Origin of the sequence: Klebsiella sp. 1SOBk5mer, from assembly GCF_046603115.1 — a bacterium.
Lineage (GTDB): Bacteria > Pseudomonadota > Gammaproteobacteria > Enterobacterales > Enterobacteriaceae > Klebsiella > Klebsiella quasipneumoniae.
Genome location: NZ_JBKIUU010000013.1, coordinates 77,349 through 102,947, shown reverse-complemented (window position 1 = coordinate 102,947; position 25,599 = coordinate 77,349). Strand labels below are relative to the sequence as shown.

The 25,599-nt window shown below is 51.1% G+C and carries 24 protein-coding genes, 1 other RNA gene and 2 pseudogenes; 15 read left to right on the top strand and 12 right to left on the bottom strand.

Features of this window, described 5'->3' with window-relative positions:
* Positions 1–17: 17 nt before the first annotated feature.
* From trmD to ffh, 4 genes are all read right to left on the bottom strand, one after another.
* Positions 18–785 (bottom strand): tRNA (guanosine(37)-N1)-methyltransferase TrmD, encoded by a 768-nt coding sequence (trmD, locus tag ACLH1U_RS22170; protein ID WP_002914147.1) that lies wholly within the window; start codon positions 783–785, stop codon positions 18–20.
* 31 nt (positions 786–816) lie between these two features.
* The gene (gene rimM, locus ACLH1U_RS22165) at positions 817–1,365 is read right to left on the bottom strand and encodes a ribosome maturation factor RimM (protein WP_004150977.1); all 549 of its coding nucleotides are present in this window, start codon (positions 1,363–1,365) and stop codon (positions 817–819) included.
* Between the two features lie 18 nt (positions 1,366–1,383).
* Complete coding sequence (gene rpsP, locus ACLH1U_RS22160) at positions 1,384–1,632, bottom strand: 30S ribosomal protein S16 (protein WP_002914149.1); 249 nt, start codon at positions 1,630–1,632, stop codon at positions 1,384–1,386.
* Between the two features lie 248 nt (positions 1,633–1,880).
* Positions 1,881–3,245, bottom strand: coding sequence for a signal recognition particle protein (gene ffh / locus ACLH1U_RS22155; protein WP_002914152.1), 1,365 nt, complete (start codon positions 3,243–3,245; stop codon positions 1,881–1,883).
* Between the two features lie 163 nt (positions 3,246–3,408).
* Here ffh and ACLH1U_RS22150 point away from each other — a divergent pair, with 163 nt between their 5' ends.
* Both ACLH1U_RS22150 and ACLH1U_RS22145 read left to right on the top strand, forming a co-directional pair.
* Entirely contained in the window at positions 3,409–4,200 is a 792-nt protein-coding gene (locus ACLH1U_RS22150) for an inner membrane protein YpjD (RefSeq protein WP_002914153.1), read from the top strand.
* Between the two features lie 19 nt (positions 4,201–4,219).
* Positions 4,220–5,506: an HlyC/CorC family transporter gene (locus ACLH1U_RS22145; protein ID WP_023290690.1), complete on the top strand. Its 1,287-nt coding sequence runs from the start codon at positions 4,220–4,222 to the stop codon at positions 5,504–5,506.
* A gap of 118 nt (positions 5,507–5,624) precedes the next feature.
* Here the strand turns inward: ACLH1U_RS22145 and grpE are convergent, their stop codons facing one another.
* The gene (grpE, locus tag ACLH1U_RS22140) at positions 5,625–6,215 is read right to left on the bottom strand and encodes a nucleotide exchange factor GrpE (RefSeq protein ID WP_004174800.1); all 591 of its coding nucleotides are present in this window, start codon (positions 6,213–6,215) and stop codon (positions 5,625–5,627) included.
* Positions 6,216–6,339: 124 nt separating this feature from the next.
* Here grpE and nadK point away from each other — a divergent pair, with 124 nt between their 5' ends.
* From nadK to bamE, 3 genes are all read left to right on the top strand, one after another.
* Positions 6,340–7,218, top strand: coding sequence for an NAD(+) kinase (gene nadK, locus ACLH1U_RS22135; protein ID WP_002914158.1), 879 nt, complete (start codon positions 6,340–6,342; stop codon positions 7,216–7,218).
* Positions 7,219–7,304: 86 nt separating this feature from the next.
* A complete protein-coding gene (gene recN, locus ACLH1U_RS22130) occupies positions 7,305–8,966 on the top strand; it encodes a DNA repair protein RecN (protein WP_004206849.1) in 1,662 nt (553 codons plus the stop codon).
* 146 nt (positions 8,967–9,112) lie between these two features.
* Positions 9,113–9,454, top strand: a complete 342-nt coding sequence (gene bamE, locus ACLH1U_RS22125; RefSeq protein ID WP_004206850.1) for an outer membrane protein assembly factor BamE — start codon at positions 9,113–9,115, stop codon at positions 9,452–9,454.
* Positions 9,455–9,524: 70 nt separating this feature from the next.
* On the opposite strand, the gene ACLH1U_RS22120 is transcribed toward bamE, so the two are convergent.
* Entirely contained in the window at positions 9,525–9,815 is a 291-nt protein-coding gene (locus ACLH1U_RS22120; RefSeq protein WP_049013859.1) for an RnfH family protein, read from the bottom strand.
* A complete protein-coding gene (locus tag ACLH1U_RS22115) occupies positions 9,805–10,242 on the bottom strand; it encodes a type II toxin-antitoxin system RatA family toxin (protein WP_008806099.1) in 438 nt (145 codons plus the stop codon). The genes ACLH1U_RS22120 and ACLH1U_RS22115 overlap by 11 nt, the downstream gene beginning before the upstream one ends.
* 149 nt (positions 10,243–10,391) lie before the next feature.
* Here ACLH1U_RS22115 and smpB point away from each other — a divergent pair, with 149 nt between their 5' ends.
* From smpB to ACLH1U_RS22095, 4 genes are all read left to right on the top strand, one after another.
* Positions 10,392–10,874, top strand: a complete 483-nt coding sequence (smpB, locus tag ACLH1U_RS22110; protein ID WP_002914164.1) for an SsrA-binding protein SmpB — start codon at positions 10,392–10,394, stop codon at positions 10,872–10,874.
* A 144-nt stretch (positions 10,875–11,018) separates the two neighbouring features.
* Positions 11,019–11,381, top strand: a transfer-messenger RNA (tmRNA) gene (ssrA, locus tag ACLH1U_RS22105).
* 183 nt (positions 11,382–11,564) lie between these two features.
* On the top strand, positions 11,565–12,776 hold the full coding sequence (locus ACLH1U_RS22100; protein ID WP_102007161.1) for an integrase domain-containing protein: 1,212 nt from the start codon (positions 11,565–11,567) through the stop codon (positions 12,774–12,776).
* A gap of 27 nt (positions 12,777–12,803) precedes the next feature.
* Complete coding sequence (locus ACLH1U_RS22095; protein ID WP_110238296.1) at positions 12,804–14,162, top strand: SIR2 family protein; 1,359 nt, start codon at positions 12,804–12,806, stop codon at positions 14,160–14,162.
* A gap of 97 nt (positions 14,163–14,259) precedes the next feature.
* Here ACLH1U_RS22095 and ACLH1U_RS22090 read toward each other — a convergent pair whose 3' ends face one another.
* Positions 14,260–15,156: a hypothetical protein gene (locus ACLH1U_RS22090; RefSeq protein ID WP_064180913.1), complete on the bottom strand. Its 897-nt coding sequence runs from the start codon at positions 15,154–15,156 to the stop codon at positions 14,260–14,262.
* 478 nt (positions 15,157–15,634) lie between these two features.
* Between ACLH1U_RS22090 and ACLH1U_RS22085 the strand changes: the two are divergent.
* Positions 15,635–16,699: pseudogene (locus ACLH1U_RS22085) on the top strand (primase-like DNA-binding domain-containing protein); the annotation flags it as partial.
* Between the two features lie 350 nt (positions 16,700–17,049).
* Here ACLH1U_RS22085 and ACLH1U_RS22080 read toward each other — a convergent pair.
* Positions 17,050–18,348 carry a GTP pyrophosphokinase gene (locus tag ACLH1U_RS22080; protein WP_411299464.1) on the bottom strand — a complete coding sequence of 433 codons (1,299 nt, stop codon included), beginning with the start codon at positions 18,346–18,348 and terminating at the stop codon, positions 17,050–17,052.
* Positions 18,349–19,475: 1,127 nt separating this feature from the next.
* Here ACLH1U_RS22080 and ACLH1U_RS22075 point away from each other — a divergent pair.
* The 4 genes and pseudogenes from ACLH1U_RS22075 to ACLH1U_RS22060 all read left to right on the top strand — a co-directional run.
* Positions 19,476–19,616: pseudogene (locus ACLH1U_RS22075) on the top strand (integrase arm-type DNA-binding domain-containing protein); the annotation flags it as partial.
* An 86-nt stretch (positions 19,617–19,702) separates the two neighbouring features.
* Entirely contained in the window at positions 19,703–20,443 is a 741-nt protein-coding gene (locus ACLH1U_RS22070) for an SDR family oxidoreductase (RefSeq protein WP_048335038.1), read from the top strand.
* Positions 20,444–20,844: 401 nt separating this feature from the next.
* On the top strand, positions 20,845–21,411 hold the full coding sequence (locus ACLH1U_RS22065) for a helix-turn-helix domain-containing protein (protein ID WP_048298702.1): 567 nt from the start codon (positions 20,845–20,847) through the stop codon (positions 21,409–21,411).
* Between the two features lie 449 nt (positions 21,412–21,860).
* Entirely contained in the window at positions 21,861–22,223 is a 363-nt protein-coding gene (locus ACLH1U_RS22060; protein ID WP_060591865.1) for a cupin domain-containing protein, read from the top strand.
* A gap of 143 nt (positions 22,224–22,366) precedes the next feature.
* Here ACLH1U_RS22060 and ACLH1U_RS22055 read toward each other — a convergent pair whose 3' ends face one another.
* The gene (locus tag ACLH1U_RS22055; protein WP_072413481.1) at positions 22,367–23,167 is read right to left on the bottom strand and encodes a hypothetical protein; all 801 of its coding nucleotides are present in this window, start codon (positions 23,165–23,167) and stop codon (positions 22,367–22,369) included.
* A 120-nt stretch (positions 23,168–23,287) separates the two neighbouring features.
* On the bottom strand, positions 23,288–24,172 hold the full coding sequence (locus ACLH1U_RS22050) for a LysR family transcriptional regulator (RefSeq protein ID WP_110212164.1): 885 nt from the start codon (positions 24,170–24,172) through the stop codon (positions 23,288–23,290).
* Between the two features lie 211 nt (positions 24,173–24,383).
* Between ACLH1U_RS22050 and ACLH1U_RS22045 the strand changes: the two genes are divergently transcribed.
* A complete protein-coding gene (locus ACLH1U_RS22045; RefSeq protein WP_044524415.1) occupies positions 24,384–24,956 on the top strand; it encodes a flavin reductase family protein in 573 nt (190 codons plus the stop codon).
* A 19-nt stretch (positions 24,957–24,975) separates the two neighbouring features.
* Here the strand turns inward: ACLH1U_RS22045 and ACLH1U_RS22040 are convergent, their stop codons facing one another.
* Positions 24,976–25,329 carry a helix-turn-helix domain-containing protein gene (locus tag ACLH1U_RS22040; RefSeq protein WP_032429203.1) on the bottom strand — a complete coding sequence of 118 codons (354 nt, stop codon included), beginning with the start codon at positions 25,327–25,329 and terminating at the stop codon, positions 24,976–24,978.
* Positions 25,330–25,599 lie beyond the last annotated feature (270 nt).

Below are 25,599 nucleotides of genomic sequence, written 5' to 3'. Positions count from 1 at the left end.
AAACTGATATTGGGGGCTCACGCCTGCCCATCATGTTTATGCTGCTGTTGCGCGTGTTCAGTTTTGAACTCCGCCAGCAGCTTTGCTTGCTCTTCAGTCAGAGCCAGGTTTTCCAGAAGTTCAGGTCTTCTAAGCCAGGTTCGGCCCAGCGACTGCTTCAGACGCCAGCGACGTATCTCAGCATGGTTTCCCGACAGCAATACTGGCGGTACTTCCATCTCTTCTAACACTTCAGGACGGGTATAGTGGGGACAATCCAGCAACCCATCAGCAAAGGAATCTTCCGTTGCTGATGCTTCATGGCCCAGTACCCCCGGAATGAACCGGGAAACGGAGTCAATCAGCGTCATTGCCGGTAACTCACCACCGCTGAGAACGTAATCGCCGATTGACCATTCTTCGTCAATTTCGGTTTGGATTACGCGCTCGTCTATCCCTTCGTAGCGACCGCACACCAGAATCAGTTTCTGATTCGTTGCCAGTTCGCTGACGCCCGCTTGATCAAGCTTGCGTCCCTGAGGTGACAGATAAATCACCTTCGCGCCTTCACCTGCCGCGGCTTTTGCTGCATGAATGGCATCCCGTAAGGGTTGCACCATCATTAGCATCCCCGGTCCGCCGCCGTAAGGACGATCGTCCACGGTACGGTGCCGGTCATGCGTGAAGTCGCGAGGACTCCAGCTTTCGATGCTCAGCAGGCCATTTTTTACTGCCCGGCCAGTTACCCCGTAATCGGTAATTGCGCGGAACATTTCAGGAAACAGGCTAATTATGCCAATCCACATAGCGCCGTCTTTTACCGTTTATCCGGAGAATTTAAAAACCAGGATCCCAATCTACTTCGATAGTACGCGTAGTGAGATCGACTTTCTTGATAACCTGCCCATCGAGGAACGGAACCAACCGCTCCTTGATACCAAATGCATCTTTCAGGTTTGCCTTGATGACGAGCACGTCATTAGACCCGGTTTCCATCATATCGATGACTTTACCGAGGCTATAGCCTTCCGTTGTCACTACCTGGCAGCCCATCAGGTCTTTCCAGTAGTAGTCACCCTCTTCCAGCTCCGGCAACTGCGATGAATCCACGATAATTTCGCAATTAGTCAGTAGATTCGCGGCATCACGATCGTCAACGCCTTTCAGCTTGATGATGATGTCCTGATTGTGGTGGCGCCAGCTTTCCAGCTCAACGACCTGCCACTGACCCGCCTTCTGGATTAACCAGGGCTGATAGTCAAAAATGCTTTCGGCGTCTTCGGTGGAGGAAAACACTCTGAGCCAACCACGGATACCGTAGGAAGAACCCATTTTCCCCAATACGATCGGATCAACAGGTGCTTGTGCGGTGTGTTGCTTGCTCATCATGACCACCGTGACAGATTAAGCTGCTTTGTTAGCGGCTTTGATCAGCGCGGCAACGCGATCGGAAACAGTAGCGCCCTGGCCAACCCAGTGAGCGATACGATCCAGATCCAGGCGAGTCTCTTCTTCCGCACCGTTAGCGATCGGGTTGAAGAAACCAACGCGCTCGATGAAGCGACCGTTGCGTGCATTACGGCTGTCGGTGACAACAACCTGGTAGAACGGACGCTTTTTAGCGCCGTGACGTGCTAAACGAATAGTTACCATAACATCCTCTTGTGTGAATAAAACAACCGGGCCCCATCGAGGAACGGAGCCCGGTGTCATATTAAAAGCCCGAAAATTTTACTGATTTCTGGGGAAAATGCAATCAGCAGTTGATAAGTCTGCTGTAAAAGGCCGTCGGCGGTGCAGTCAGTTCGCTGCCGGCGTGCGCGCAGCCACCGGAACGTACACGTAGTACGTGAGGATGGCGAGCACACCCCGGTGGCGAAATGGCAAACAAGCCAGGCCGATTAGCGGCCCGGGAAGCCTGGCGGCATCATCCCTTTCATGCCACGCATCATCTTCATCATGCCGCCTTTCGACTTCATCTTCTTCATCATGCGCTGCATGTCGTCGAACTGCTTGAGCAGACGGTTCACATCCTGCACCTGCATCCCGCAGCCGGCGGCGATACGGCGCTTACGTGAACCTTTGATGATTTCCGGCTTGGCGCGCTCTTTCAGGGTCATCGAGTTGATGATCGCCTCCATACGTACCAGCACTTTGTCATCCATCTGCGCTTTCACGTTGTCCGGGATCTGGCCCATACCCGGCAGCTTGCCCATCAGGCTGGCCATGCCGCCCATGTTTTTCATCTGGCGCAACTGCTCAAGGAAGTCGGTGAGATCGAAACCGTCGCCTTTCTTCAGCTTGGAGGCCAGCTTCTCGGCCTGCGCGCGGTCGACTTTGCTCTCGATATCTTCGATCAGCGACAGCACGTCGCCCATGCCGAGGATGCGAGAGGCGACGCGGTCCGGATGGAACGGCTCCAGCGCTTCGGTTTTCTCGCCGACGCCGAGGAATTTAATCGGCTTGCCGGTAATATGGCGAATCGACAGCGCCGCGCCGCCGCGGGCGTCGCCGTCCACTTTGGTCAGCACCACGCCGGTCAGCGGCAGCGCTTCGTTAAAGGCTTTGGCGGTATTCGCCGCATCCTGGCCGGTCATCGCATCGACGACGAACAGGGTTTCAACCGGATTAATGGCGGCGTGGACGTGCTTAATTTCGTCCATCATCGCTTCGTCAACGTGCAGACGACCGGCGGTATCCACCAGCAGCACGTCGTAGAATTTGAGCTTCGCTTCTTTCAGCGCCGCGTTGACGATATCAACCGGCTTCTGGCCGACGTCGGACGGGAAGAAGTCGACGCCGACCTGCTCGGCCAGGGTCTCCAGCTGTTTGATCGCCGCCGGGCGGTAAACGTCCGCGGAAACCACCAGCACTTTCTTCTTGTGCTTCTCGCGCAGGAATTTCCCCAGCTTACCGACGCTGGTGGTTTTACCGGCGCCCTGCAGGCCCGCCATCAGCACCACCGCCGGCGGCTGCGCCGCCAGGTCGAGGGTCTGGTTCTCTTCGCCCATCGCCGCCACCAGCTCGTTGCGGACGATTTTGACGAACTCCTGACCCGGAGTCAGGCTTTTATTGACTTCATGGCCGACCGCGCTCTCTTTGACGCGGCTGATGAAATCACGTACCACCGGAAGCGCAACGTCCGCTTCCAGCAGCGCCATGCGCACTTCGCGCAGGGTGTCTTTAATATTGTCTTCTGTAAGGCGTCCGCGGCCGCTAATGTTGCGCAGCGTACGCGACAAACGATCGGTTAAATTATCAAACATTGTCTCTCGCCTGAGGTGGAAACGGTCGGTCGCCGCAGCGACACACAAAACGAATGTGGCGGAGTATAACACGACATCAATCTGAATGTGCTGCAACGGTTGGAGCAGAGGCCTGCTGACGTTATACTGCTTCTCTTTCTTATTTATCCAACAGCCGACACCTATGCCTGTTTTTGCTCTACTCGCCCTTGTCGCCTACTCTGTCAGCCTCGCGCTGATTATCCCCGGCTTGCTGCAAAAAAACAGCAGCTGGCGGCGAATGGCGATTTTATCAGCGACTATCGCGTTGATCTGCCATGCTTTTGCGCTGGAAGCACGGATATTCCCCGGCGGCGAGAGCGGGCAAAACCTCAGCTTACTGAACGTCGGGTCGCTGGTGAGCCTGATGATCTGTACGGTCATGACTATCGTGGCCTCGCGCAATCGCGGCTGGCTGCTGCTGCCTATCGTCTATGCCTTCGCGCTGATCAATCTGGCCTTCGCCACCTTCGTGCCTAACGAATATATCACCCACCTGGAAACCACCCCGGGGATGCTGGTGCATATCGGCCTGTCGCTCTTCTCCTACGCCACGCTGATCATTGCCGCGCTGTATGCGCTACAGCTGGCGTGGATCGACTACCAGTTAAAGAACAAAAAGCTGGCCTTCAGTAGCGAAATGCCGCCGCTGATGAGCATTGAGCGCAAAATGTTCCACATCACCCAGGTCGGCGTGGTGCTGCTGACCCTGACGCTGTGTAGCGGTCTGTTCTATATGCACAATCTGTTCAGCAGCGAAAACATTGATAAAGCGGTGCTGTCGATTATTGCGTGGTTCGTCTATATCGTCCTGCTGTGGGGCCACTATCATGAAGGGTGGCGCGGACGTCGTGTGGTCTGGTTCAGCGTCGCTGGCGCCGGTCTGCTGACGCTGGCCTATTTTGGTAGCCGCGTGCTGCAACAGTTCGTGAGCTAAGTCTTTTAAGGAATCCTACGTGGAACATATCTCCACCACCACGCTGATCATAACGCTGATCGTCATGGTGATTATCTCTGCCTATTTCTCCGGCTCCGAAACCGGCATGATGACGCTGAACCGCTACCGGCTGCGTCATATGGCGAAACAAGGCAACCGCCCCGCCAAGCGCGTGGAGAAGCTGCTGCGCAAGCCGGACCGCCTGATTAGCCTTGTGCTCATCGGCAATAACCTCGTCAACATTCTCGCCTCGGCGCTGGGCACCATCGTCGGCATGCGCCTCTACGGCGATGCCGGCGTCGCGATCGCCACCGGGGTGCTCACCTTTGTGGTGCTGGTGTTTGCCGAAGTCCTGCCGAAAACCATCGCCGCCCTCTATCCGGAAAAGGTCGCCTACCCCAGCAGCTTCCTGTTGGCGCCCCTGCAGGTGCTGATGATGCCCCTGGTGTGGCTGCTGAATACCATCACCCGCATGCTGATGCGCATGATGGGCATCCGCACCGATACCGTCATCAGCAGCGCCCTGAGTAAAGATGAACTGCGCACGATTGTGAATGAATCCCGTTCACAAATCTCACGACGCAATCAGGATATGCTGCTGTCGGTGCTGGACCTGGAGAAAGTCAGCGTTAACGACATCATGGTGCCGCGCAATGAGATTGTCGGCATCGACATCAATGACGACTGGAAATCTATCGTCCGCCAGCTGACCCACTCCCCACACGGCCGCATTGTGCTCTACCGCGATTCGCTGGACGATGCCATCAGCATGCTGCGCGTCCGTGAAGCCTACCGCCTGATGACGGAGAAGAAAGAGTTCACAAAAGAGATCATGCTGCGGGCGGCAGATGAGATCTACTTTGTTCCGGAAGGGACGCCGCTCAGCACCCAGTTGGTGAAATTTCAGCGCAATAAAAAGAAAGTCGGCCTGGTGGTTAATGAATACGGCGATATTCAGGGGCTGGTTACCGTAGAAGATATTCTTGAAGAGATTGTCGGCGACTTCACCACCTCCATGTCACCCACCCTGGCGGAGGAAGTGACCCCGCTCAACGACGGTACGGTGATAATCGACGGCAGCGCCAACGTTCGCGAGATCAACAAAGCGTTCAACTGGAACCTGCCGGAAGATGAAGCGCGCACCATCAACGGTATCATCCTTGAAGCGCTGGAAGAGATCCCGGTCCCGGGCACCCGCGTGCGCATTGAGCAGTATGATATTGATATCCTCGACGTGCAGGACAACATGATCAAACAGGTGAAAGTGATGCCAGTGAAATCATTACGCGAGAGCGTCGCGGAGTAGCGCGAGCGAAGGAATTAACATCACGGTGGGCTGCGGCCCGCCGTTTTTTTTCTCGCGCCGGGAGCGATGGCATAAAAAACGGCCGCCCGCGGGCAGCCGTTGAGCAAGGCAGCAAACGTTATTTCGCTTTTGCTACCGTCACCATCGCGGCGCGAATGGTGCGGCCGTTCAGGGTGTAACCTTTCTGCATCACGGCCAGCACGTTGCCCGCCGCCACGTCTTCAGACTCGACCATCGCAATGGCCTGGTGGACGTTCGGATCCAGCGGAACGTTGGTGTCGGCGATCACTTCCACGCCAAACTTACGCACTACGTCCAGCATAGATTTGAGGGTCAGTTCGATCCCTTCCACCATCGGCGCCAGCTCCGGGTTAGCCTTGTCGGCCACTTCCAGCGCGCGGTCCAGGCTGTCGATCACCGGCAGCAGTTCATTGACGAATTTTTCCAGCGCGAATTTGTGCGCTTTCTCGATATCCTGCTCGGTACGACGACGCAGGTTATCTTCGTCGGCTTTGGCACGCAGCATCACTTCACGTTCACGTTTCTGCGCTTCAGCCAGCTGGGCTTCCAGATTCGCAATTTTTTCATCGCGCGGATCCACCTGCTCAGCCGAAACTTCAGGCTCTACCGCCTCAACGTCGTCGTGCTGCTCCGTGATAATTTCTTCCGGGGCTTGCCCCTCAGGCGTTTTCTGTTCTTTACTACTCATGAATTTCTCCGCGTTTTTTTCGCATTCATCTCGCTAACTTCGCTTATTATGGGGATCAGTTTCCGGGTTTCAAGGGAAGCGGACAGATTGTCACTATTTCATTTAACGCAAGGACATCCAGATCATGAAGAACCATTTCAAGTGTATAGGCATTGTGGGACATCCTCGTCACCCCACCGCCCTGACCACACATGAAATGCTCTGGCGCTGGCTGTGCAGCAAAGGGTATGAAGTGCTGGTTGAACAGCAGATCGCCCATGAACTCCAGCTCAGCAACGTGAAAACCGGCACGCTGGCGGAGATTGGCCAACAGGCCGACCTCGCGGTGGTGGTAGGCGGCGACGGCAATATGCTCGGCGCGGCGCGGACTCTGGCCCGTTATGACATTAATGTCATCGGCATTAACCGCGGCAACCTCGGCTTTCTCACCGACCTGGACCCGGACAACGCCCTGCAGCAGCTCGCCGATGTGCTGGAAGGCCACTACATCGCGGAGAAGCGCTTTCTGCTGGAGGCCCAGGTGTGCCAGCAGGATTGCCAGAAACGCATCAGCACCGCCATCAACGAAGTGGTGCTGCACCCCGGCAAAGTGGCGCATATGATTGAGTTCGAAGTCTATATCGATGAAGTCTTTGCCTTCTCCCAGCGCTCCGACGGCCTGATTATCTCTACTCCGACCGGCTCCACGGCCTATTCGCTGTCGGCCGGCGGCCCGATCCTCACCCCGTCGCTGGACGCCATCACCCTGGTGCCGATGTTCCCGCACACCCTCTCGGCGCGACCGCTGGTGATCAACGGCGACAGCACCATCCGCCTGCGCTTCTCTCACCGCTGCAGCGATCTGGAGATCAGCTGCGACAGCCAGATTGCCCTGCCGATCCAGGATGGCGAAGACGTTCTCATTCGCCGCTGTGATTATCACCTCAATCTGATTCACCCTAAAGATTACAGCTATTTCAATACATTAAGCACCAAGCTCGGCTGGTCGAAAAAATTGTTCTGATTTACATCGCTGCCTCTTTACTGGATAAAAAACCAGTCTATACTGTACGAAAACACAGTATTGGTTTTTCATACAGGAAGGCAGCTATGTTGGCGCAACTCACCATCAGTAATTTTGCTATCGTTCGTGAACTGGAAATTGATTTCCACAGCGGCATGACCGCCATCACCGGGGAAACCGGCGCCGGGAAATCCATTGCCATCGACGCGCTGGGGCTGTGCCTCGGCGGCAGAGCGGAAGCCGACATGGTGCGTCGCGGCGCCACCCGTGCCGACCTGTGCGCACGCTTCGCGCTGAAAGATACCCCGGCCGCCCAGCGCTGGCTGGAAGAGAACCAGCTGGAGAGCGGGCGTGAGTGTTTACTTCGCCGGGTGATCAGCGCCGACGGCCGTTCACGTGGCTTCATCAACGGCACCGCCGTCCCGCTCTCGCAGTTGCGCGAGCTGGGCCAGCTGCTGATCCAGATCCACGGCCAGCATGCGCACCAGCTGTTGACCAAACCCGAACACCAGAAAACGCTGCTCGACGGCTATACCGGTGAGTATGCGCTCACTCAGCGCATGGCAGAGCACTATCGCCAGTGGCACCAGAGCTGCCGCGAGCTGGCCCAGCATCAGCAGCAGAGCCAGGAGCGCGCCGCCCGCGCCGATCTGCTGCAGTACCAGCTTAAAGAGCTGAACGAATTTAACCCGCTGGCGGGAGAGTTTGAGCAGATTGACGAAGAGTACAAACGCCTGGCCAACAGCGGTCAGCTGCTCAGCACCTGTCAGCACGCCCTGACGGTACTGGCGGACGGCGAAGAGGCCAACCTGCAGAGCCAGCTTTATACCGCGAAGCAGCTGGTCAGCGAGCTGGTGGGTATGGACAGCAAGCTTTCCGGCGTGCTGGATATGCTGGAAGAGGCGGCCATTCAGCTCAGCGAGGCCAGCGATGAGCTGCGCCACTATCACGACCGTCTGGACCTCGATCCTAATCGTCTGTTCGAACTTGAGCAGCGGATTTCCCGGCAAATCGCGCTGGCGCGTAAACACCAGGTGATGCCGGAAGAGCTGCCGGCGGTTTATCAGGCGATGCTCGAAGAGCAGCGCCTGCTGGACGACAGCGCCGGCTCGCTGGAATCCCTCAGCCAGCAGGTGGTCGAACATCATCAGCTGGCGCTGGAGACCGCGCGCCAACTGCACGCCCTGCGCCAGGCCAGCGCCGACGAGCTAACCCAGCTTATCACCGAGAGTATGCACTCACTTTCGATGCCGCACGGGGTCTTCGCGATTGAGGTCGCTTTTGATGAACGCCATCTCACCGCCGACGGCGCCGATCATATTGAGTTCCGCGTCACCACTAACCCGGGGCAGCCGCTGCAGCCGATCGCGAAAGTGGCCTCTGGCGGTGAATTGTCGCGTATTGCGCTGGCGATTCAGGTGATCACCGCGCGTAAAATGGAAACCCCGGCGCTGATCTTCGACGAAGTGGACGTCGGCATCAGCGGCCCGACCGCGGCGGTGGTCGGCAAGCTGCTGCGCCAGCTGGGCGAGTCCACGCAGGTGATGTGCGTTACCCACCTGCCGCAGGTCGCAGGCTGCGGCCACCATCATTTCTTTGTCTGCAAAGAGACCGATGGCGAGATGACCGAAACCCATATGCAGCCGCTGGATAAGCGTGCTCGTCTGCAGGAGCTGGCTCGCCTGCTGGGCGGCAGCGAAGTCACGCGCAACACCCTGGCGAATGCGAAAGAGTTGCTTGCGGCGTAAACTTTTTGATTTTCACAGGGTCATAGTGAACAGCAAATTGCCTGCTGACCGCAGCCGGAGGTTTCCATCGGCGCGAAGGTCTATTATTATCGGCATATTACAGATGAGCCACGTACTGCTCGGGCCCAAAAAGGAATCAAATCACTATGCGCTGTAAAACGCTGACTGCTGCCGCAGCGGTTCTTCTTATGTTGACCGCAGGCTGTTCCACTCTGGAACGAGTGGTTTACCGTCCTGACATCAACCAGGGTAACTATCTGGCACCTAACGATGTAGCAAAAATTCGTGTCGGTATGACGCAACAGCAGGTTGCTTATGCTCTCGGAACGCCAATGATGTCGGATCCGTTCGGCACCAACACCTGGTTTTATGTATTCCGTCAGGAGCCGGGCCACGAGAAAGTGACTCAGCAGACCCTGACCCTGACCTTCAACAATGGCGGCGTGTTAACCAACATTGATAACAAGCCCGCGCTGACCAGTCAGTAAGGCCCGGAAAAGCAAAAAAGCGCTCAATGAGCGCTTTTTTTATGGCCGATAGCGGGTCTGCTGCTGCGGTTTACTTCGCGGCGTTTTTCTCCGCCCGCTGGCGACGCAGCTCTTTCGGATCTGCGATCAGCGGGCGATAGATTTCCACCCGGTCGCCGTCATGGACTTCGTCGTGCAGCTTAACCGGACGACTGTAAATACCCAGCTTGTTTTTCGCCAGATCGATGTCATCACGCAGCGCCAGCAGGCCGCTGGCGACAATCGCCTGCTCGACCGTCGCCCCCTCATCCAGGGTGACCCGCTGCAAGTACTGCTTTTCAGGCAGCGCGTAAGCGACCTCAACACGAATATTAGCTGGCACTGTAGACCTCTTTGGCGCGCGAGGTGAACGCCTGCACCATGTTGGCGGCCAGTTCCTTAAAGACCCGGCCAAAGGCCATCTCAATCAGCTTATTGGTAAACTCAAAATCGAGATGGAACTCGATTTTGCACGCCTCCGGGCTCAGCGGAATAAACTTCCAGCCGCCAATCAGCTTCTTGAACGGGCCATCCACCAGGCTCATCAAAATACTCTGGTTGCTGGTCAGTGTATTCCGGGTCGTGAAGGTCTTACTGATGCCGGCTTTGGACACATCAACCGCCGCCGTCATTTGCGTCGGCCCGAATTCCAGCACGCGGCTACCGGTGCAGCCTGGCAGAAAATCAGGATAAGACTTCACATCGTTTACCAGTTGATACATCTGTTCCGCGCTGAAAGGCACCAGCGCAGTACGGCTAATCTGAGGCATAGCAGGTTCCACATTTAAACACAGTGCAAATAATATCATTTATCTGCTGCTAAAAAAAACGCTGTGCCGCAACTCGTGCTAAGATGCGCAGTACACCTCGCAGGATGCGATCGAGGTAACTGTGTATAAGACGATGACTTCAGGACATTATGACTAAGAAAAAAGCCCACAAACCTGGATCAGCCACCATTGCGCTGAATAAACGCGCCCGTCACGAATACTTTATCGAAGATGAATACGAGGCTGGTCTCGCCCTGCAGGGCTGGGAAGTCAAATCCCTGCGTGCAGGCAAAGCCAACATCGGCGATAGCTATGTCATCCTGAAGGATGGCGAAGCCTTCCTGTTCGGCGCCAACTTTACGCCCATGGCCGTGGCTTCCACCCACTATGTCTGCGACCCGACGCGCACCCGTAAGCTGCTGCTCAACCAGCGCGAACTCGACACGCTGTACGGCCGCATTAACCGCGAAGGTTACACCGTTGTCGCCCTGTCGCTGTACTGGAAGAACGCCTGGTGCAAAGTGAAAATCGGCGTCGCCAAAGGTAAGAAACAGCATGACAAGCGTACCGATCTGAAAGATCGTGAATGGGCGCTGGATAAGGCGCGTATTATGAAGCACGCCGGACGCTAACCCCCTCCCCTGAGGGCCAGCTCTCGCTGGCCCTTACGCTATATCCTTGTTGATGCTGCTTTTTCGTCCACCCCTGCTGAAAGAATCCTGCGTTATGGGGCTGGTAACGACATTCACAAATCTGTTATACTTGACCTACACATTGGGGCTGATTCTGGATTCGACGGGATTTGCGAAACCCAAGGTGCATGCCGAGGGGCGGTTGGCCTCGTAAAAAGCCGCAAAAAATAGTCGCAAACGACGAAAACTACGCTTTAGCAGCTTAATAACCTGCTCTGAGCCCTCTCTCCCTAGCTTCCGCTCTTAAGACGGGGATCAAAGAGAGGTCAAACCCAAAAGAGATCGCGTGGATGCCCTGCCTGGGGTTGAAGCGTTAAATCTAATCAGGCTAGTTTGTTAGTGGCGTGTCTGTCCGCAGCTGGCAAGCGAATGTAAAGACTGACTAAGCATGTAGTGCCGAGGATGTAGGAATTTCGGACGCGGGTTCAACTCCCGCCAGCTCCACCACTTGCTCTTCCGGATACGTCCGGGGAAATCCTGAAAGCCCGCATGGCACAAGCCCTGCGGGCTTTTTTGTGTCTGTCGTTGTCCGAGGACATCCGGCTAAATCCAGAGAAAATTGGTACACGTTTAGGTACACGCTATACTGTGGTCCATTAAACGTGTACCAATTATGGAAGGGATCCAGACATGGCGTGCATTACACGCCCACTGACTAACAACGAAATACTTAAAGCTAAACCCCGTGAAAAAGACTTCACCTTACATGATGGTGATGGCCTGTTCTTACTCGTCAAAACTACTGGTAAAAAGCTCTGGCGCTTCCGCTATCAACGGCCGGGAAGCAGCAGCCGCACAAATATGAGTCTCGGCTCATACCCGTCCCTTACACTCGCAGCAGCTCGTCAGATACGCGACCAGCATTTAACCACGCTCGCGCAAGGCATGGATCCACAACAGCAGCAGGTGCAAGCGTCAGAACAACGCCAGATTGAGTTAGACAGCATTTTCTCAACAGTGGCTGCTAACTGGTTCCAGATAAAAAGCAGAAGCGTCACAGAGGATTATGCAAAAGACATTTGGCGCTCTTTAGACAAAGACGTGTTCCCCGCTATCGGTTCGATACCCGTTCAGGAGATTAAAGCCAGAACGCTTGTTGAAGCATTGGAGCCAATCAAAGCGCGTGGTGCACTGGAGACAGTCCGCCGATTAGTACAGCGTGTGAACGAGATAATGATTTATGCGGTTAACACCGGTCTGATAGATGCGAATCCTGCATCAGGTGTTGGCATGGCCTTTGAGAAACCCAAAAAGCAAAACATGCCGACGCTGCGGCCAGAGGAGTTGCCGAGGCTAATGCGTTCTCTGGTGATGTCGAATCTCTCTGTTGCGACTCGCTGTCTCATTGAATGGCAACTCCTTACGCTTGTGCGCCCTTCTGAGGCCTCAGGTGCTCGTTGGGCAGAGATCGCTCTCGATGCCAAGCTATGGACTATTCCAGCTGAACGGATGAAGGCCAAGCGTGAACACATTGTACCTCTATCTCCTCAGGCATTAGAGATTCTGGAAGTGATGAAGCCAATCAGTGCTCATCGTGAACATGTTTTCCCCAGTAGGAATGATCCTAAGCAACCTATGAATAGTCAGACTGCTAATGCTGCACTGAAGAGAATTGGTTATGGTGGGAAACTTGTTGCGCATGGATTACGCTCTATAGCAAGTACAGCGCTAAACGAGGCTGGTTTTAATCCAGACGTAATTGAAGCGGCGCTTGCTCACAGCGATAAAAATGAAGTTCGTAGAGCATACAATCGTTCAACTTATCTTGAACAACGTATAGACTTGATGAATTGGTGGGGTGAATTTGCGCACAAAAACCACCACCTCATGCAAGCAATTTAATAAGATTGCACAGCAAAGGAGTCTTAAATGCCAAATAATTACCATCAATACATTGAAGACGTTAGTGATGATATAAAGACATGCCTTGAAGGAATGGGATGTCAGCCCATCCTTTTTGTTGGTTCGGGGTTAACTAAGAGGTATCTTTCTGGCCCAAACTGGGAAGAGCTTCTTCAACAACTTGCTTCTGAATGTCCTAATATTGATAAAAGATTTGCTTATTATAAACAGAAATATCCTGAGTTAATTGATATTGGAAGCGTATTCTCTGATTCTTATAACGAGTGGGCATGGGGTGCCGGAGAAAAAGAATTTCCAGTAGAATTATTTGAAGAGGGGAATGATCCAAGCATTTACTTTAAACACAAAATATCTACTATTTTTAATTTATTATTACAAGAAAAGGAAATCTTAGACAATGGCGAGATTGAACTTTTAAGAAAGATCCATCCTCACTCAATTATCACAACAAATTATGATAAACTACTTGAGTCGATATACCCTGAATTCACGCCAATAATAGGTCAAAAAATTCTGTATGCTAACCATGGTAGCATTGGCGAAATTCTTAAAATACATGGTTGTTGCTCTACACCTAAAAGCATAATAATAAATCGTGATGATTACGATGACTTCATAAAGAAAAAGAAATATTTAAGTGCAAAATTACTTACTTTCTTTGCTGAACACCCTCTTCTTTTTATAGGTTATAGTGCAGAAGATTCAAATATAAAAAACATATTATCTGATATTGATGAGCTACTTTCAGAGAATGGAGATGTCATCCCCAACATATACATTCTAGAATGGGCCGAAAAGCAGAATGAGAATGAATACCCACGCCGTGAACGGTTGATCCAGGTATCTACAAACAAAAGCATCCGAATAAAAAGCATCGTTGCAAATGATTATTCTTGGGTGTTTTCAGCATTTGGCTCGAATAGAGCCCTTGATAATATAAACCCCAAATTATTACGGGCACTTTTAGCTCGCACTTATGACCTTGTAAGAACTGACATACCTCGTAATCCTGTTCAGGTCGATTACCGGGTTTTATCAAATATTAGCGAATCAGAAGGTGAACTAGCAAAATTATATGGCATAGCAACGTCATCTGATGGTATGGCATTTAATGCCAGCTTCCCTTTTACTTTAACCACACTAGGTCAGTCACTTGGCTTCAAAGGCTGGCATGATGCGAACAAACTATTAGAAATAGTTAAAAATATTACTGGCGTAGACATTAAGACGTTCGATAACAAATATCACTATGCAATAATGAACGGTGATGAAATTCAATCTCATAGATATTCTAACTATCTTCGTGAACTCCTTGAAAAAGTTCGAAATGGAGATGAGTTTGATTTAGGGGTAAAGGCTCCGTAATCATTCCTAACCTTGCCACTTCTTATAGCCGCTTAAATAGCGGCTTTTTTTTACGATAAGTTCGATTTCCCATGCTCTTTAGTTTGTTGTTTAGTATCTATTTATTCTCTAGTTGTTCGGGGTTTTTATTATTTAAATAACGAACAAAATCCTCGTCAAAAGAATTAATTATACGCATCGATTCATAACCTATCTTACCATTCCCCGGGATGTGATAGTCATATTTAAAAGGTTTACTCCTTCCATTTTTGGAAATTAGATTGATAGAAACATACTTACCATCAACATTGACCATAAAAGTGTGACCATTAAATTTCTTATCGCTGTTTATATGATTTTCTACCGATGCTTTGATGTGTTCAGGGCCCGTTATTAATAATCGAGAATTTCCTGACAAATTGGATTTATTATCAAAAAATGGTTCATAGTTATAGTTTTGTTCATCATCGTGAGTGATTTCCGCCTCTCTATTAACTTTTTTTGATGATTGCGTCTCAGATATATTTGCAGAGTCACCCCCCTGATTTTCATTTATTTTTTTAATTATACTGCGCAATGATAAATTTTCTTCACGAAGTTTTTCTATCTCTTGTTCAAATTCAATGCTCATTTTGACAGCATCAGAACGAATCTTTCTTGCCTCATCACGAGTCAAAGGTGTTTCATCATCTATTTTTTGTTGTATTTCTTTGAGCTCGACCTGTCTTTTCCTAAAAAATGCGTATGCAAACTTTGCAGGGTATGGATAAATGAAGATAAAGAATAAAGTTGTAACAAAAGGGAGTAGCAGCCCATATATAAAATGGGAGTAATCGCCTGGATATATAGAACCATCTATAAACTTGAATTTATCTTCTATTTTCATATCGGAGAACAAAGTAAATATAAACTTATAGTTCCATATTACCCATGACAACAAAAAACATCCCAGTAGCGGACTGGTTAATCTATCGTACAGTTGTGCCTTTACCGTTTTTATTAAATCTTCAAACATATTAATCACCCAGTAAAAGATGAGATTCTAGTTGTGAAATATAATAATCTTGAGGCATCAAAAAAATCAAGCAGTTACATTATTTTAGCTAGCCTGATTTTGCTTCCAAAAAATTCATTTGTGAGCAGTCTCACTATGAATTGGGAAAATGACGAGTTTAAGTAGATTAGCGATAGATCTTAACTAGTTATCTCGCTACAGCGCGCAATGCTCTCCCCACCTCGCTAACAACGTCTTGAGGGGCTGTTCTCCATACCAGCGAATCGATGGTCACAGGCCGATACAGACACGAATACATCAGGTGAATACATGGAATAGAGATGAGAGGCTTCAGAAGAAACAGTATCAGCACCGAAATAACTGATTTTCCTCATTCTCCGGGCGGCCTTTTCCTGCACTTATCCTGACCGCCTAAGAAGCTCGCCACGCACCCGAACAGCACGGCGCCACCCACTGACACTCCCGTGAACCCGCGCAGCGCAGCGACGCGCTCAGCCCGCACAGCAAATCACACTGGCTGCGCACGCTGTGCGACGTGGATTTCACCCCGCCGGTGGAAGGGGAAACACTGGAAACCCATGCACCTAACTTCTGGCGCTGGCTCGACCGGGCGGCCAGTGGCAACCCGACAAAACGCGACGTGATTCTGGCCGCGCTGTTTATGGTGCTGGCGAACCGCTACGACTGGCAGCTCTTTCTCGAAGTCACCGGCCCCGGCGGCAGCGGGAAAAGTATTCTGGCCGAAATCGCCACGATGCTGGCCGGAGAGGATAACGCCACGTCAGCCGATATCGACACGCTGGAAGACCCGCGCAAGCGCGCCTCCCTGATAGGCTTCTCGCTTATTCGTCTGCCAGACCAGGAGAAATGGAGCGGTGACGGTGCCGGACTTAAGGCCATTACCGGCGGCGATGCGGTCTCCGTTGACCCGAAATACCAGAATCCCTACTCGACGCATATTCCGGCGGTGATTCTGGCCGTGAACAATAACCCGATGCGTTTCACCTACCGCAGCGGCGGCGTGTCACGTCGCCGGGTGATTATCCACTTCCCGGAGCAGATAGCCCCGGAAGAACGCGACCCACAGCTCAGGGATAAAATCGCCCGCGAGCTGGCCGTGATTGTGCGCCAACTGATGCAGCAGTTCAGCGACCCGATGAGTGCCCGCGCGCTCCTCCAGTCGCAGCAGAACTCCGACGAGGCGCTCAGCATCAAACGCGACGCTGACCCGACGTTTGATTTTTGCGGCTATCTGGAGGCACTGCCGGAGCCGGACGGGATGTATATGGGGAACGCCAACATTATCCCGCGCCAGCCGCGCCTGTATCTGTATCACGCCTATCTGGTGTACATGGAGGCCCACGGCTACAGGAACGCGCTCAGCCTGACCATGTTCGGCAAGGGGCTCTCAGCCATGCTGAAAGAGTACGGACTGAATTATGAGAAGCGCCGCACAAATCAGGGCATGCAGACCAATCTCGCCCTCAGGGAGGAAAGCAACGCCGACTGGCTGCCGAAGTGCGACGAACCCACCGCAACATAACCTACCCGGACCGGCATTGCCGGTCTTTTTTACCTGCACACCGGGCAGAGTGAACAGTAAAGTGTTCACTGTTCACTGAGCATTCACCAGGTAACCTCATGAAAGAAAACAATAAAAACATCGAGTGAACAGTGTGAACAGTATTTCCAGAAAAAAATTTTTACCCTTAACGTGATCAGATTGCCCAGTGCCAAAAGCGGAAGTTGCTCGTATATAATTGCATTAATCAACAGGGTGCAGATTGTAACTATTAATGATGCAATGGAGGGAATCGATTGAAATCTGAGGGAGTGCAGAACTGTAAAAGCAGCTCTGCACCTAAATAGACTTAAGACTAATTGGCAGATAAACTAAGTCGGTGAGGTTAATTCGTTTAGATTTGCCACGAAAGAAAATAAATATTCGCCCTCCTCGATATATTTTAATTTGTCATTAAAAACATGGGCGTTAAAATCTCTTGTGTTACCCACTCCAGTATTAACTCTCAAATCAGATATCTTTGTATTCTTTGCTGTTGTTTCAATTGGTGTAACACTTACATTTGGTATTGATTGCAATGCTGGAGTGAAATGGCCAGCGAAAGATGCGAAGTCATTAGTTCTTAATACCTGTATCTTTATGGTTCCCTCATATCTATCATTTGTTTTAACCGTATCAGTTTGACTAATAATCTTTGATACAGGGGATTTTTGCCTATTCAGTTTTATTTTTTCGTCTGATCTAGATTTTAGTTCTTCTTTTAAACTTTTCATTTCCTCATTCTGAACTTCTATGAGTTTATCATATGCGCTCTTCATTTCTGCGAAATTGCTTTGATTGGCAGATAGACTTTTAATTTCAGCCTCAAGCCTTTCTTTCTCAGAATCAAACGCTTGATCTTTTAAATCCCGCTCACTCTCTAGTTTATTGTTTTTTTTGATTAACTCTACGAGTTCATTCACATAGCTGCCCATTTCGTCAGCACTTCCCGCTAACCTATTAAATATGGTTAAATAGCTCATTAGGTTTTCATCATCGGAGTAATCAGGGTATCTTACCTGATGGTCTATTTCGCTCCAGCCCTCCTCAAAAATAGTTCTTGTCTGTATTTCACAATACACCTGAACAGATTCAATATTTGTTGCTGGCACAACATAGTGAATCGAGCGATAATTATGCTTGTGTATTTCTTGCTTGCATTCAGGATGACCTGCATAAATATCCATAATATCACCATCACGGTGATATATCATTACTGATTCGTCCTTTTTAGTTGTCCACCTTGATAAAATATGATCGTGAACGTCTTTCCAGTCACTTTTGAAAAGATAAATTGCTCTGACACCGATAAGATCAGTAATTATAGATTTGTAGTTACCTGAGTTTATTTCTTTGTACTTTTCAGACGGTTCATCTTCCGTTAGTTTTCTGATGATTTTATTTAAAAGATGGGAAGTATCTTTGATACGCCAACGAACAGAATGTACAGAATCACAACGTTGGACTTTTTTTGCGATATACTCAGCCTCATCTAGCAATGTTAGCTGATTGCTTTTGTAGTCTTGTACGATAGACCTTAAAGTGTCTACTGATAAACCACTTTTTTCAACCAATGCTGAATCAAGGCCCCATTCCTGTATAAAAATCGAATCCTGATCTATTATTTCCATCTTTTATTCCTAATAAGATTGTTATTTACTATTTATCATTCAAAATGACATTTACTTGCGATTAGTAATGTTTTTATAACACGTATTGACCTTGTTGGCGAGCAAAGAACTGATAGTTCGGATAGGTTACAGTATGGACACGAATTAGCCATGCTTTACTAGCACATTTGCTGAAATACTTGTGGGATAACTTAAGATATTATAATTTTTTCATGTAGTTACGTTCGCGTAATAAGTTAGAGCATCAAGTTGCCAATCATTGTGTTTTGGATACGACCACTTAGCACTTCAAACTATTAACCAAATGTTATTGTGAAAGGTAAGTTTGATGGTTGCGACTACAACAATTAACTTTTAGGTAGCAGCAAAATTCAACGTCCGCTCTTCGCTCACAGCAGACTATAACGCTTGTACCTATAACCTGTGGAGGTGAACAGTAAAGTGTTCACTGTTCACCAAGCATTCACATGCTAACACCATGAAAATAAATAACAAAAACGATCAGTGAACAGTGTGAACAGTTTTCACCAAAAAAACTTTTTACCCCCCCTCATCACTATCGTATTGCGGTGATGGTCGCCGGAAACAGGCCAGAGACGCGCTGAGGTGAAGAGTTGACTGTTCACTCTTCACCAACTGATCACCACCTATCATTATGATATTAAAAAAAATAAGGAGGTGAACAGTATGAACAGTTAAATGCAAAAAAATTTTTCTCTAGCCTTTGTAGATACAGAAAAATCATCAGGAGGAAGAACAATCGACAACTTTAGATAGGTAAGAATGCTATGACATTCCATAATTGGTACACGTTTAGGTACACAAATGAAAGTTGAACACATTAAAATTATTTAAATTTAAATGCTTACGAGGTTTATTCAGACTCCGCCAGCCCAAAATTCTCCATCGGTGATTACCAGAGTCATCCGATGAAGTCCTAAGAGCCCGCACGGCGCAAGCCCTGCGGGTTTTATTGTTACCTGTGCGGTCATATTCTCTGTATAAATCTCGAGCATCATCTATGCTTGTTTTGCACCACGATGCCATATCGTAAAAAACCATGGTGCAAAAAGATACCTAACCAATTGAAATACCAAACTAATACCGAGTAGCAACTACGCGATGGCGACGGGCTGGCGTTGTTGATTAAGCCATTCGGCAGAAAGATCTGGTTCTTCAAATACACTCCCCCGGCGCTGAAAAAAAGGGCCACCATCAGCATTGGCCCCCACCCCGCTTGGTGCCAAATGCCAACGCTGCAGCCATAATGTCACCATGGCGTGATGTAACAGATGCGACTGATGGTTATCTTCGTCAGGTACGTGCTGGTTCTAAAGACAAAGAAAGGCGAATCATGGGCAGATTTCAAGGTAAACGCATCCTTATCACTGGCGGTACCAGCGGTATGGGATTTGCAGGCGCACTGCGCATTGTTAGTGAGGGCGGCAATGTTGCCATTACGGGCCTCAATGATGAAAGGCTGAAGCGCGCCCGTAGTCTACTGCCTGAATCATCTCTCATTCTGAAGAACGATGCAGCCAGCGAAGCAGATATAAGCGTTCTTCAGGCAGCGATAAGCGGCTGGGGTTCACTCGACGGACTATGGCTTAATGCTGGCTTCGCAGAAGTTGGTGCTCCGGAATCGGTGACAGCGGATGCTTTTAACCGCATGATGAATGCTAACGTCCGCGGCCCGATGCTGCAGCTTGCCGCTCTTTCTGGATCCCTCAATTCAGGCGCGTCTGTTCTTGTCACCTCATCTTCATCTGTATATGAAGGTGCGGCAATGACCAGCCTCTATGCAGCAACGAAAGGCGCAGTTGTCGCAATGGTTAAAAGCTGGGCCTCTGCGCTGGCTGTGCGGGGGATTCGCGCCAATACACTGGTACCGGGTCCGATCGAAACGAACTTTAGACATTTCATGCCGGAAGAGTCGCGTCAGCAGTTTGAGGATTTTGTTGTCAGCCAGGTCCCCCTCGGCCGGGCAGGAACCGCGGAAGAAGCATCTGCTGTCGCACTTTTCCTGCTTTCTGATGATGCATCCTATGTCACCGGCAGTCAGTACGCGGTAGATGGCGGGCTGGTGCATTACTAGATATGGCAACACCGGCATCATTTCCTGATACAGATCCTCAAACCCCCACTGTAGAAGTGGGGAAAATAACGGCCCCTGCTTACATCAATAAACAATCCGTTACTCCAGAATCGTCCATTTTTCGCTTAAAACAGCCCGGCAATATCCGAACGCAACGAACAGATTCAATGTGCAATATCTCCCGTTACCCAGACAGCCCATCAAACCGGTAAACACCAAAATGGTTCATTTGAAAGGATAAACGTGGTATTCAGGCATGGCGGGCGCGTGAAGAATCACTGACTGTTGATGCAGCGATGACATATCAGGCCAGCGACAGCAGTGTTATGTCCCTACCGCTATCTCGACTGGGCGGGGCGTTTATTCGGATGAGAAGGACTCACTCGGGGAGGGAGGCAATAATGGCAGATTCTGAACGCGATAAACCAGCTGCGTTGTCATTAAATATCGGCAGTAAAATAAGACGACTACGGCAGTCCCGGGGGATTTCGTTAAACGATCTGTCTAAATTGTCAGGGGTTTCAAAGGGAGCGTTATCCAAGCTGGAATCAGGATCTTCCAGTCCCCGAGTTGATACGCTGGACGCTATCGCCACCGCGTTACGTTTACCGGTCGGCGATTTGCTAAGCGGCAGCAGGATGTATCCCCGCTTTGAAAAATATCGCCCTGTGCCGGGCGATTATTCGCAAATGATGAAATTCCGCATCGGCCCCGGCAATACCTCCGAGATATGGTTGCTGCAAATGGAACCGCGGGTCACCATCCACAGCCCCGGACATTCAGAGGGGGCGCATGAACATATTCTGGTACACAGCGGAACTCTGCGCCTGCGCTTGAGCCAGTATGAAGTCATCACCCTGGAGCCCGGGGATTTTTATGCCTTCTCTGCGGAGATTGCGCACACGTACAGCGCAACGGAAACGGCGGTTAGCGCGACGGTGGTGATGACTCACCTCGAGCCCGGTTAACTCCGCCGCGCCATTATCGGACCTGGAGACCTGAGATATGGCGCCAGAGTTTCGGGCATCTGTTCACTTAAAGAAACAAAAACGGTCCGCTGATTGCCTGAGGGAAAATTATTTTAAAAATAAAATTAATTAAATTCAGTCGATTGATTGCGAACTGATAAATATCTTCCCCCGTCATCGGGAAACCCGTTGTTCAGTTTGAGGGTTAACTGTATTGTTATTTCGAACAGCAGAACCGGCCTGCTTGCGCTGTATTTCCCCACAAAGCAAAGCAGGCGTAATAGCCGGGAATCTGGCCATAATACGGTCACTTTCCTGATGGTCCTGGCGTCTTTATATTAGCGCTCAATATCGCCTAACCCGGCTGTGCGCCGTGCGGCCCAATGCCTGCTCTTTTTTTATGATGAAATCAACCCACCCGCATTAAATATGTGTGACGGAGAAAATGAATGCGTAAAGTTAATTTAAAAGACAGTTTTGCTCTGTTCAGCGATTACTGGAGCCCGAAAATTGTCGGCGAAATGAATAACGAATATGTCAAACTGGCTAAATTATCCGGAAAATTTGACTGGCATCATCATGAACAGGAGGACGAGCTTTTTCTTGTGATCAGCGGCCGCTTGCGAATGGGCTTAAGAACAGGCGATATCATTCTTGATGCCGGTGAGTTTATTATTGTGCCGAAAGGAACTGAGCATTGTCCTGAAGCGTTAACCGAAGAGTGCTGCGTCGTTTTACTGGAGCCAAAATCGACCCTGAATACGGGTAATATCGTCAATGAACGTACCGTGCGTGAACTGGATAAACTCTAATCGTCTGGCGGTGCGGAACAAACCGGGCCAGGGGAAGTTTTAGCGTTACCGGTTACCCGGCCCCCCTCTCAGGATAAAACCACCCATAACATCTCGCGCAACCCTTTCATACTCCGGCCGCGTCAGCGGCCGGAGGGATAGATTTACTCCTTGTCAGAATAGGCGTCCAGCATGGCAAAGACCGCCCACCGCGCCGCATCGTCTGCAATATTGTCAGGCAGCGCATCAGCCCGCAGATTGACATAAGCGTCGGCAGCCCTTCGGATGGCAATCCCGACAGAGTGACGATCGTGCGTTGCCAGAGTGGAAGTCAGCAGGCCATCGGGATCAATGCCGAGGGCTTCTATTCGGCGAACCCCGCGTTGCGGTAGATTGGCGCGACGGAACAGCATCGGTCCCAGCACTTGTTCGCGGAAGAAGGACAGCATCCCCAGCGCTTCGAAGAGTTCGCCCCTGCCCAGTTTAACCCCGGCATAATGCAGCCAGATCCAGGCTCGGGACTCAAACCACTCCGGCGTCATGTTCGGCCAGTAAGCGCTAAATTTTGCCAGCTGGCGCTTGAGAGCATCGCTATCACGGGTAAATAGCACGGCAGGCTCCTCAACGCGCTGAGTGAGCATGTCTAGGGTGATAAATTTGAGATCGACATGCAGAAGTTGCGGGCCAAACAGACAGATCAGCAGGCGAGGCTCGCCGACGTGTTCCCCGGTGAAAGCATGTAGCAGATGGCCGAGGGTTCCGGCGAACGCCATACGCTGAGCCATGATTTCGTCATAATAGAGAGGGTCGACCACCACCACGAAATCCAGATCGGAGTATTGATCAAACCCGCCATGGATAAACGATCCGCCGGCGAGAAGGGCGTGGATCCGCGGGTCAGACTGTAATTTAAGCTTCAGTTGCTCTGCAAAACTTCTGTGTAAATCGGGGAGCGTATTAAACATACTTTTTCCTGTTCACAAAAAAGACAAAGCATTACAGGATATCGAGTGATTGATCGGCAGACCAGATATTTCTGCAGGAGCCCTGCGCTCCCATGAGGGGCTCCCGAAACGATAATCCCCTCAAACCATCTCGCTCATCCACTCAGCAAACGCCCGCACGGCGGGAGAGAGAAAGCGCTGGTGCGGATAGAGCAACGTGACGGGTACCGGGGGCGGCTGCCAGTCCGCCAGCACTTCCACCAGCCTCCCCTCCCGCAGGTGGTCAGCCACGATATTCTCCGCCAGCTGCGCCAGCCCAAATCCTGCCAGGCACATTTTTATATAAAGCCCCGTTTCATTCACCGCGGCGGTGCCGCTGACGGGTACAGAAAAAGTCTCGCCGTGGCGAAGGAAGCGGAACTCATCGGCCCGCCTCGCCTGGCCGGAGAAATAATGCACGGCCCGATGCTGAGAGAGCGCCTCCGGTGATGGCGGCACGCCATATTCCCTGAGATAGTCCGGTGACCCGCAGGTGACCCAGCGAAAGCGGCCCAGAGGCCGGGCCACCAGGCTGGAGTTGTTCAGCTCTCCCGTGCGTATCACGCAGTCGACGCCTTCCTGAATGAGATCGACCTGCCGATCGCTGACCCCGATCATCAGGTAGATATCAGGGTAACGTCGGTAAAAGTCTTGCAGATGGGGCATGACGATGAAATGCGCGATGCCCGCGGGCATATCAACCCGCAGGCGCCCCTGAGGCCGCGCGACAGACTCGCTCAGGCTGGATTCGCTATGTTCGATGAGGGCGAGAATTTCCCGGCACTGCGCCAGATACTGCATCCCTTCCGGAGTCAGGCTCACCCGCCTTGTGGTCCGGTTCAGCAGTCGCACCTTCAGGTATTTCTCAAGGTTTTTAATGGTACTGGTGACAGTGGAGGCCGGCAGGGAAAGGGTTTCCGCGGCACGCACGAAGCTCCCTGCCTCCGCGACGCGCATAAACATCTGCATAGCCTGGATACGATCCACCTTCTTTCTCCCCTGTAGCGAGCAGCCTACCGACAGGCGGCATGATTATTCGTTGATTATGAATAATGAAAACAATTTACGCATCTTTTTGCGCTTAATCGCCTGGCGTATCGTTGCGCTGTGGATATCGCGTGAGGGGCCAAAAATGACCATGCCCTCAATAAATATCCAGATAATCAACACGTTAAATAACACGCATAAAGGAAAAATAATGTCCGTTCAGCCTGTCGAATTACGTAAGGCGTATCGTTTATTGCAGGTCGGGTCCACCACCATGATTTCCGCAAAATATGATGGCGTCGAAAATGTCATGTCAGCCGCCTGGGTTGGGCTGGCAGGCGAGCGAAAAGTGGTGGCCTATATCGGCCCCCAGGCCTTCACTCGTCAGCTGGTGGAAAAGAGCGGCTATTTCGTCGTGCAGATCCCCGTAGTCAGCCAGATGGCAACCGTCCTCTACGCTGGCGGGCGCAGCTATGCCGACGCGCCGGATAAAAATGACACTATCCCCTTCTTTTATCAGCCGGGGTTCGATCTCCCCCTTGTCGCCGGCTGCGCGGGCTGGCTGGTGTGCAAAGTGATGCCTTACCCGGACATCCAGCAACAGCACAATCTGTTTATGGGCGACATCGTCGCCGCCTGGAGCGATGACCGGGTATTCCGCAACGGACACTGGATCTTTGATGATGCGCCGGACGAGCTGCGCACCGTTCACTATGTCGCAGGCGGGCAGTTCTATGCCATCGGCAAAGGCAGCAAATTCGATCATGGACCGGGTAAGGACTGACCCTCCCTGGTCATGAGCATCACTGACGAGATGTCTGCGCGGCAGAGCGGCTGATACTCCGGCGCCAGACGCCGGGCGCCTGGCCAAACTGGCGCTTGAAGCTGCGGTTGAAGGACTGCTGGGAGTCAAAGCCGAGGGCGATCGCCACGTTGAGGATCGGCTCGTTGCTGTGGGCTAAGCGTTCGACCGATTTTTGCAGCTTTTGCGCCCGGATATACTCCCCGAGGGGGTGCCCGGTATGTTCTTTGAAGATCCGCTGCAGGTGCCACTTCGAATAGCCGGCTCGCCGGGCAACGGTATCAATATCCAGACGGCTATCAAGATGGTTGTCGATCCAGTCGATCAGATCCTGAATGATGGCGCCAGTGTTCATCATATTTCCCCCTCGCGGCCGGTTAAAAGCATCTTTAGCAGTTGCATTAAAAGGTGGCCTGGTTTTACACAAAATGCAAGTTTTATTGTTGCATTTAAAACCCTGCCAGGATCGCGCCTTTTTTCTCCGGTGAGGATCGCACATAAAGTGCAACAATTATTCTTGCACTTAGTTAAGCGCCTTCCTACAATCGCCGCGATAGTGTATTCGAAATTGTTACAATTTTGTGGCGATGATCGACACAAATGGCCTTAAGCCAGCCCGGACAAA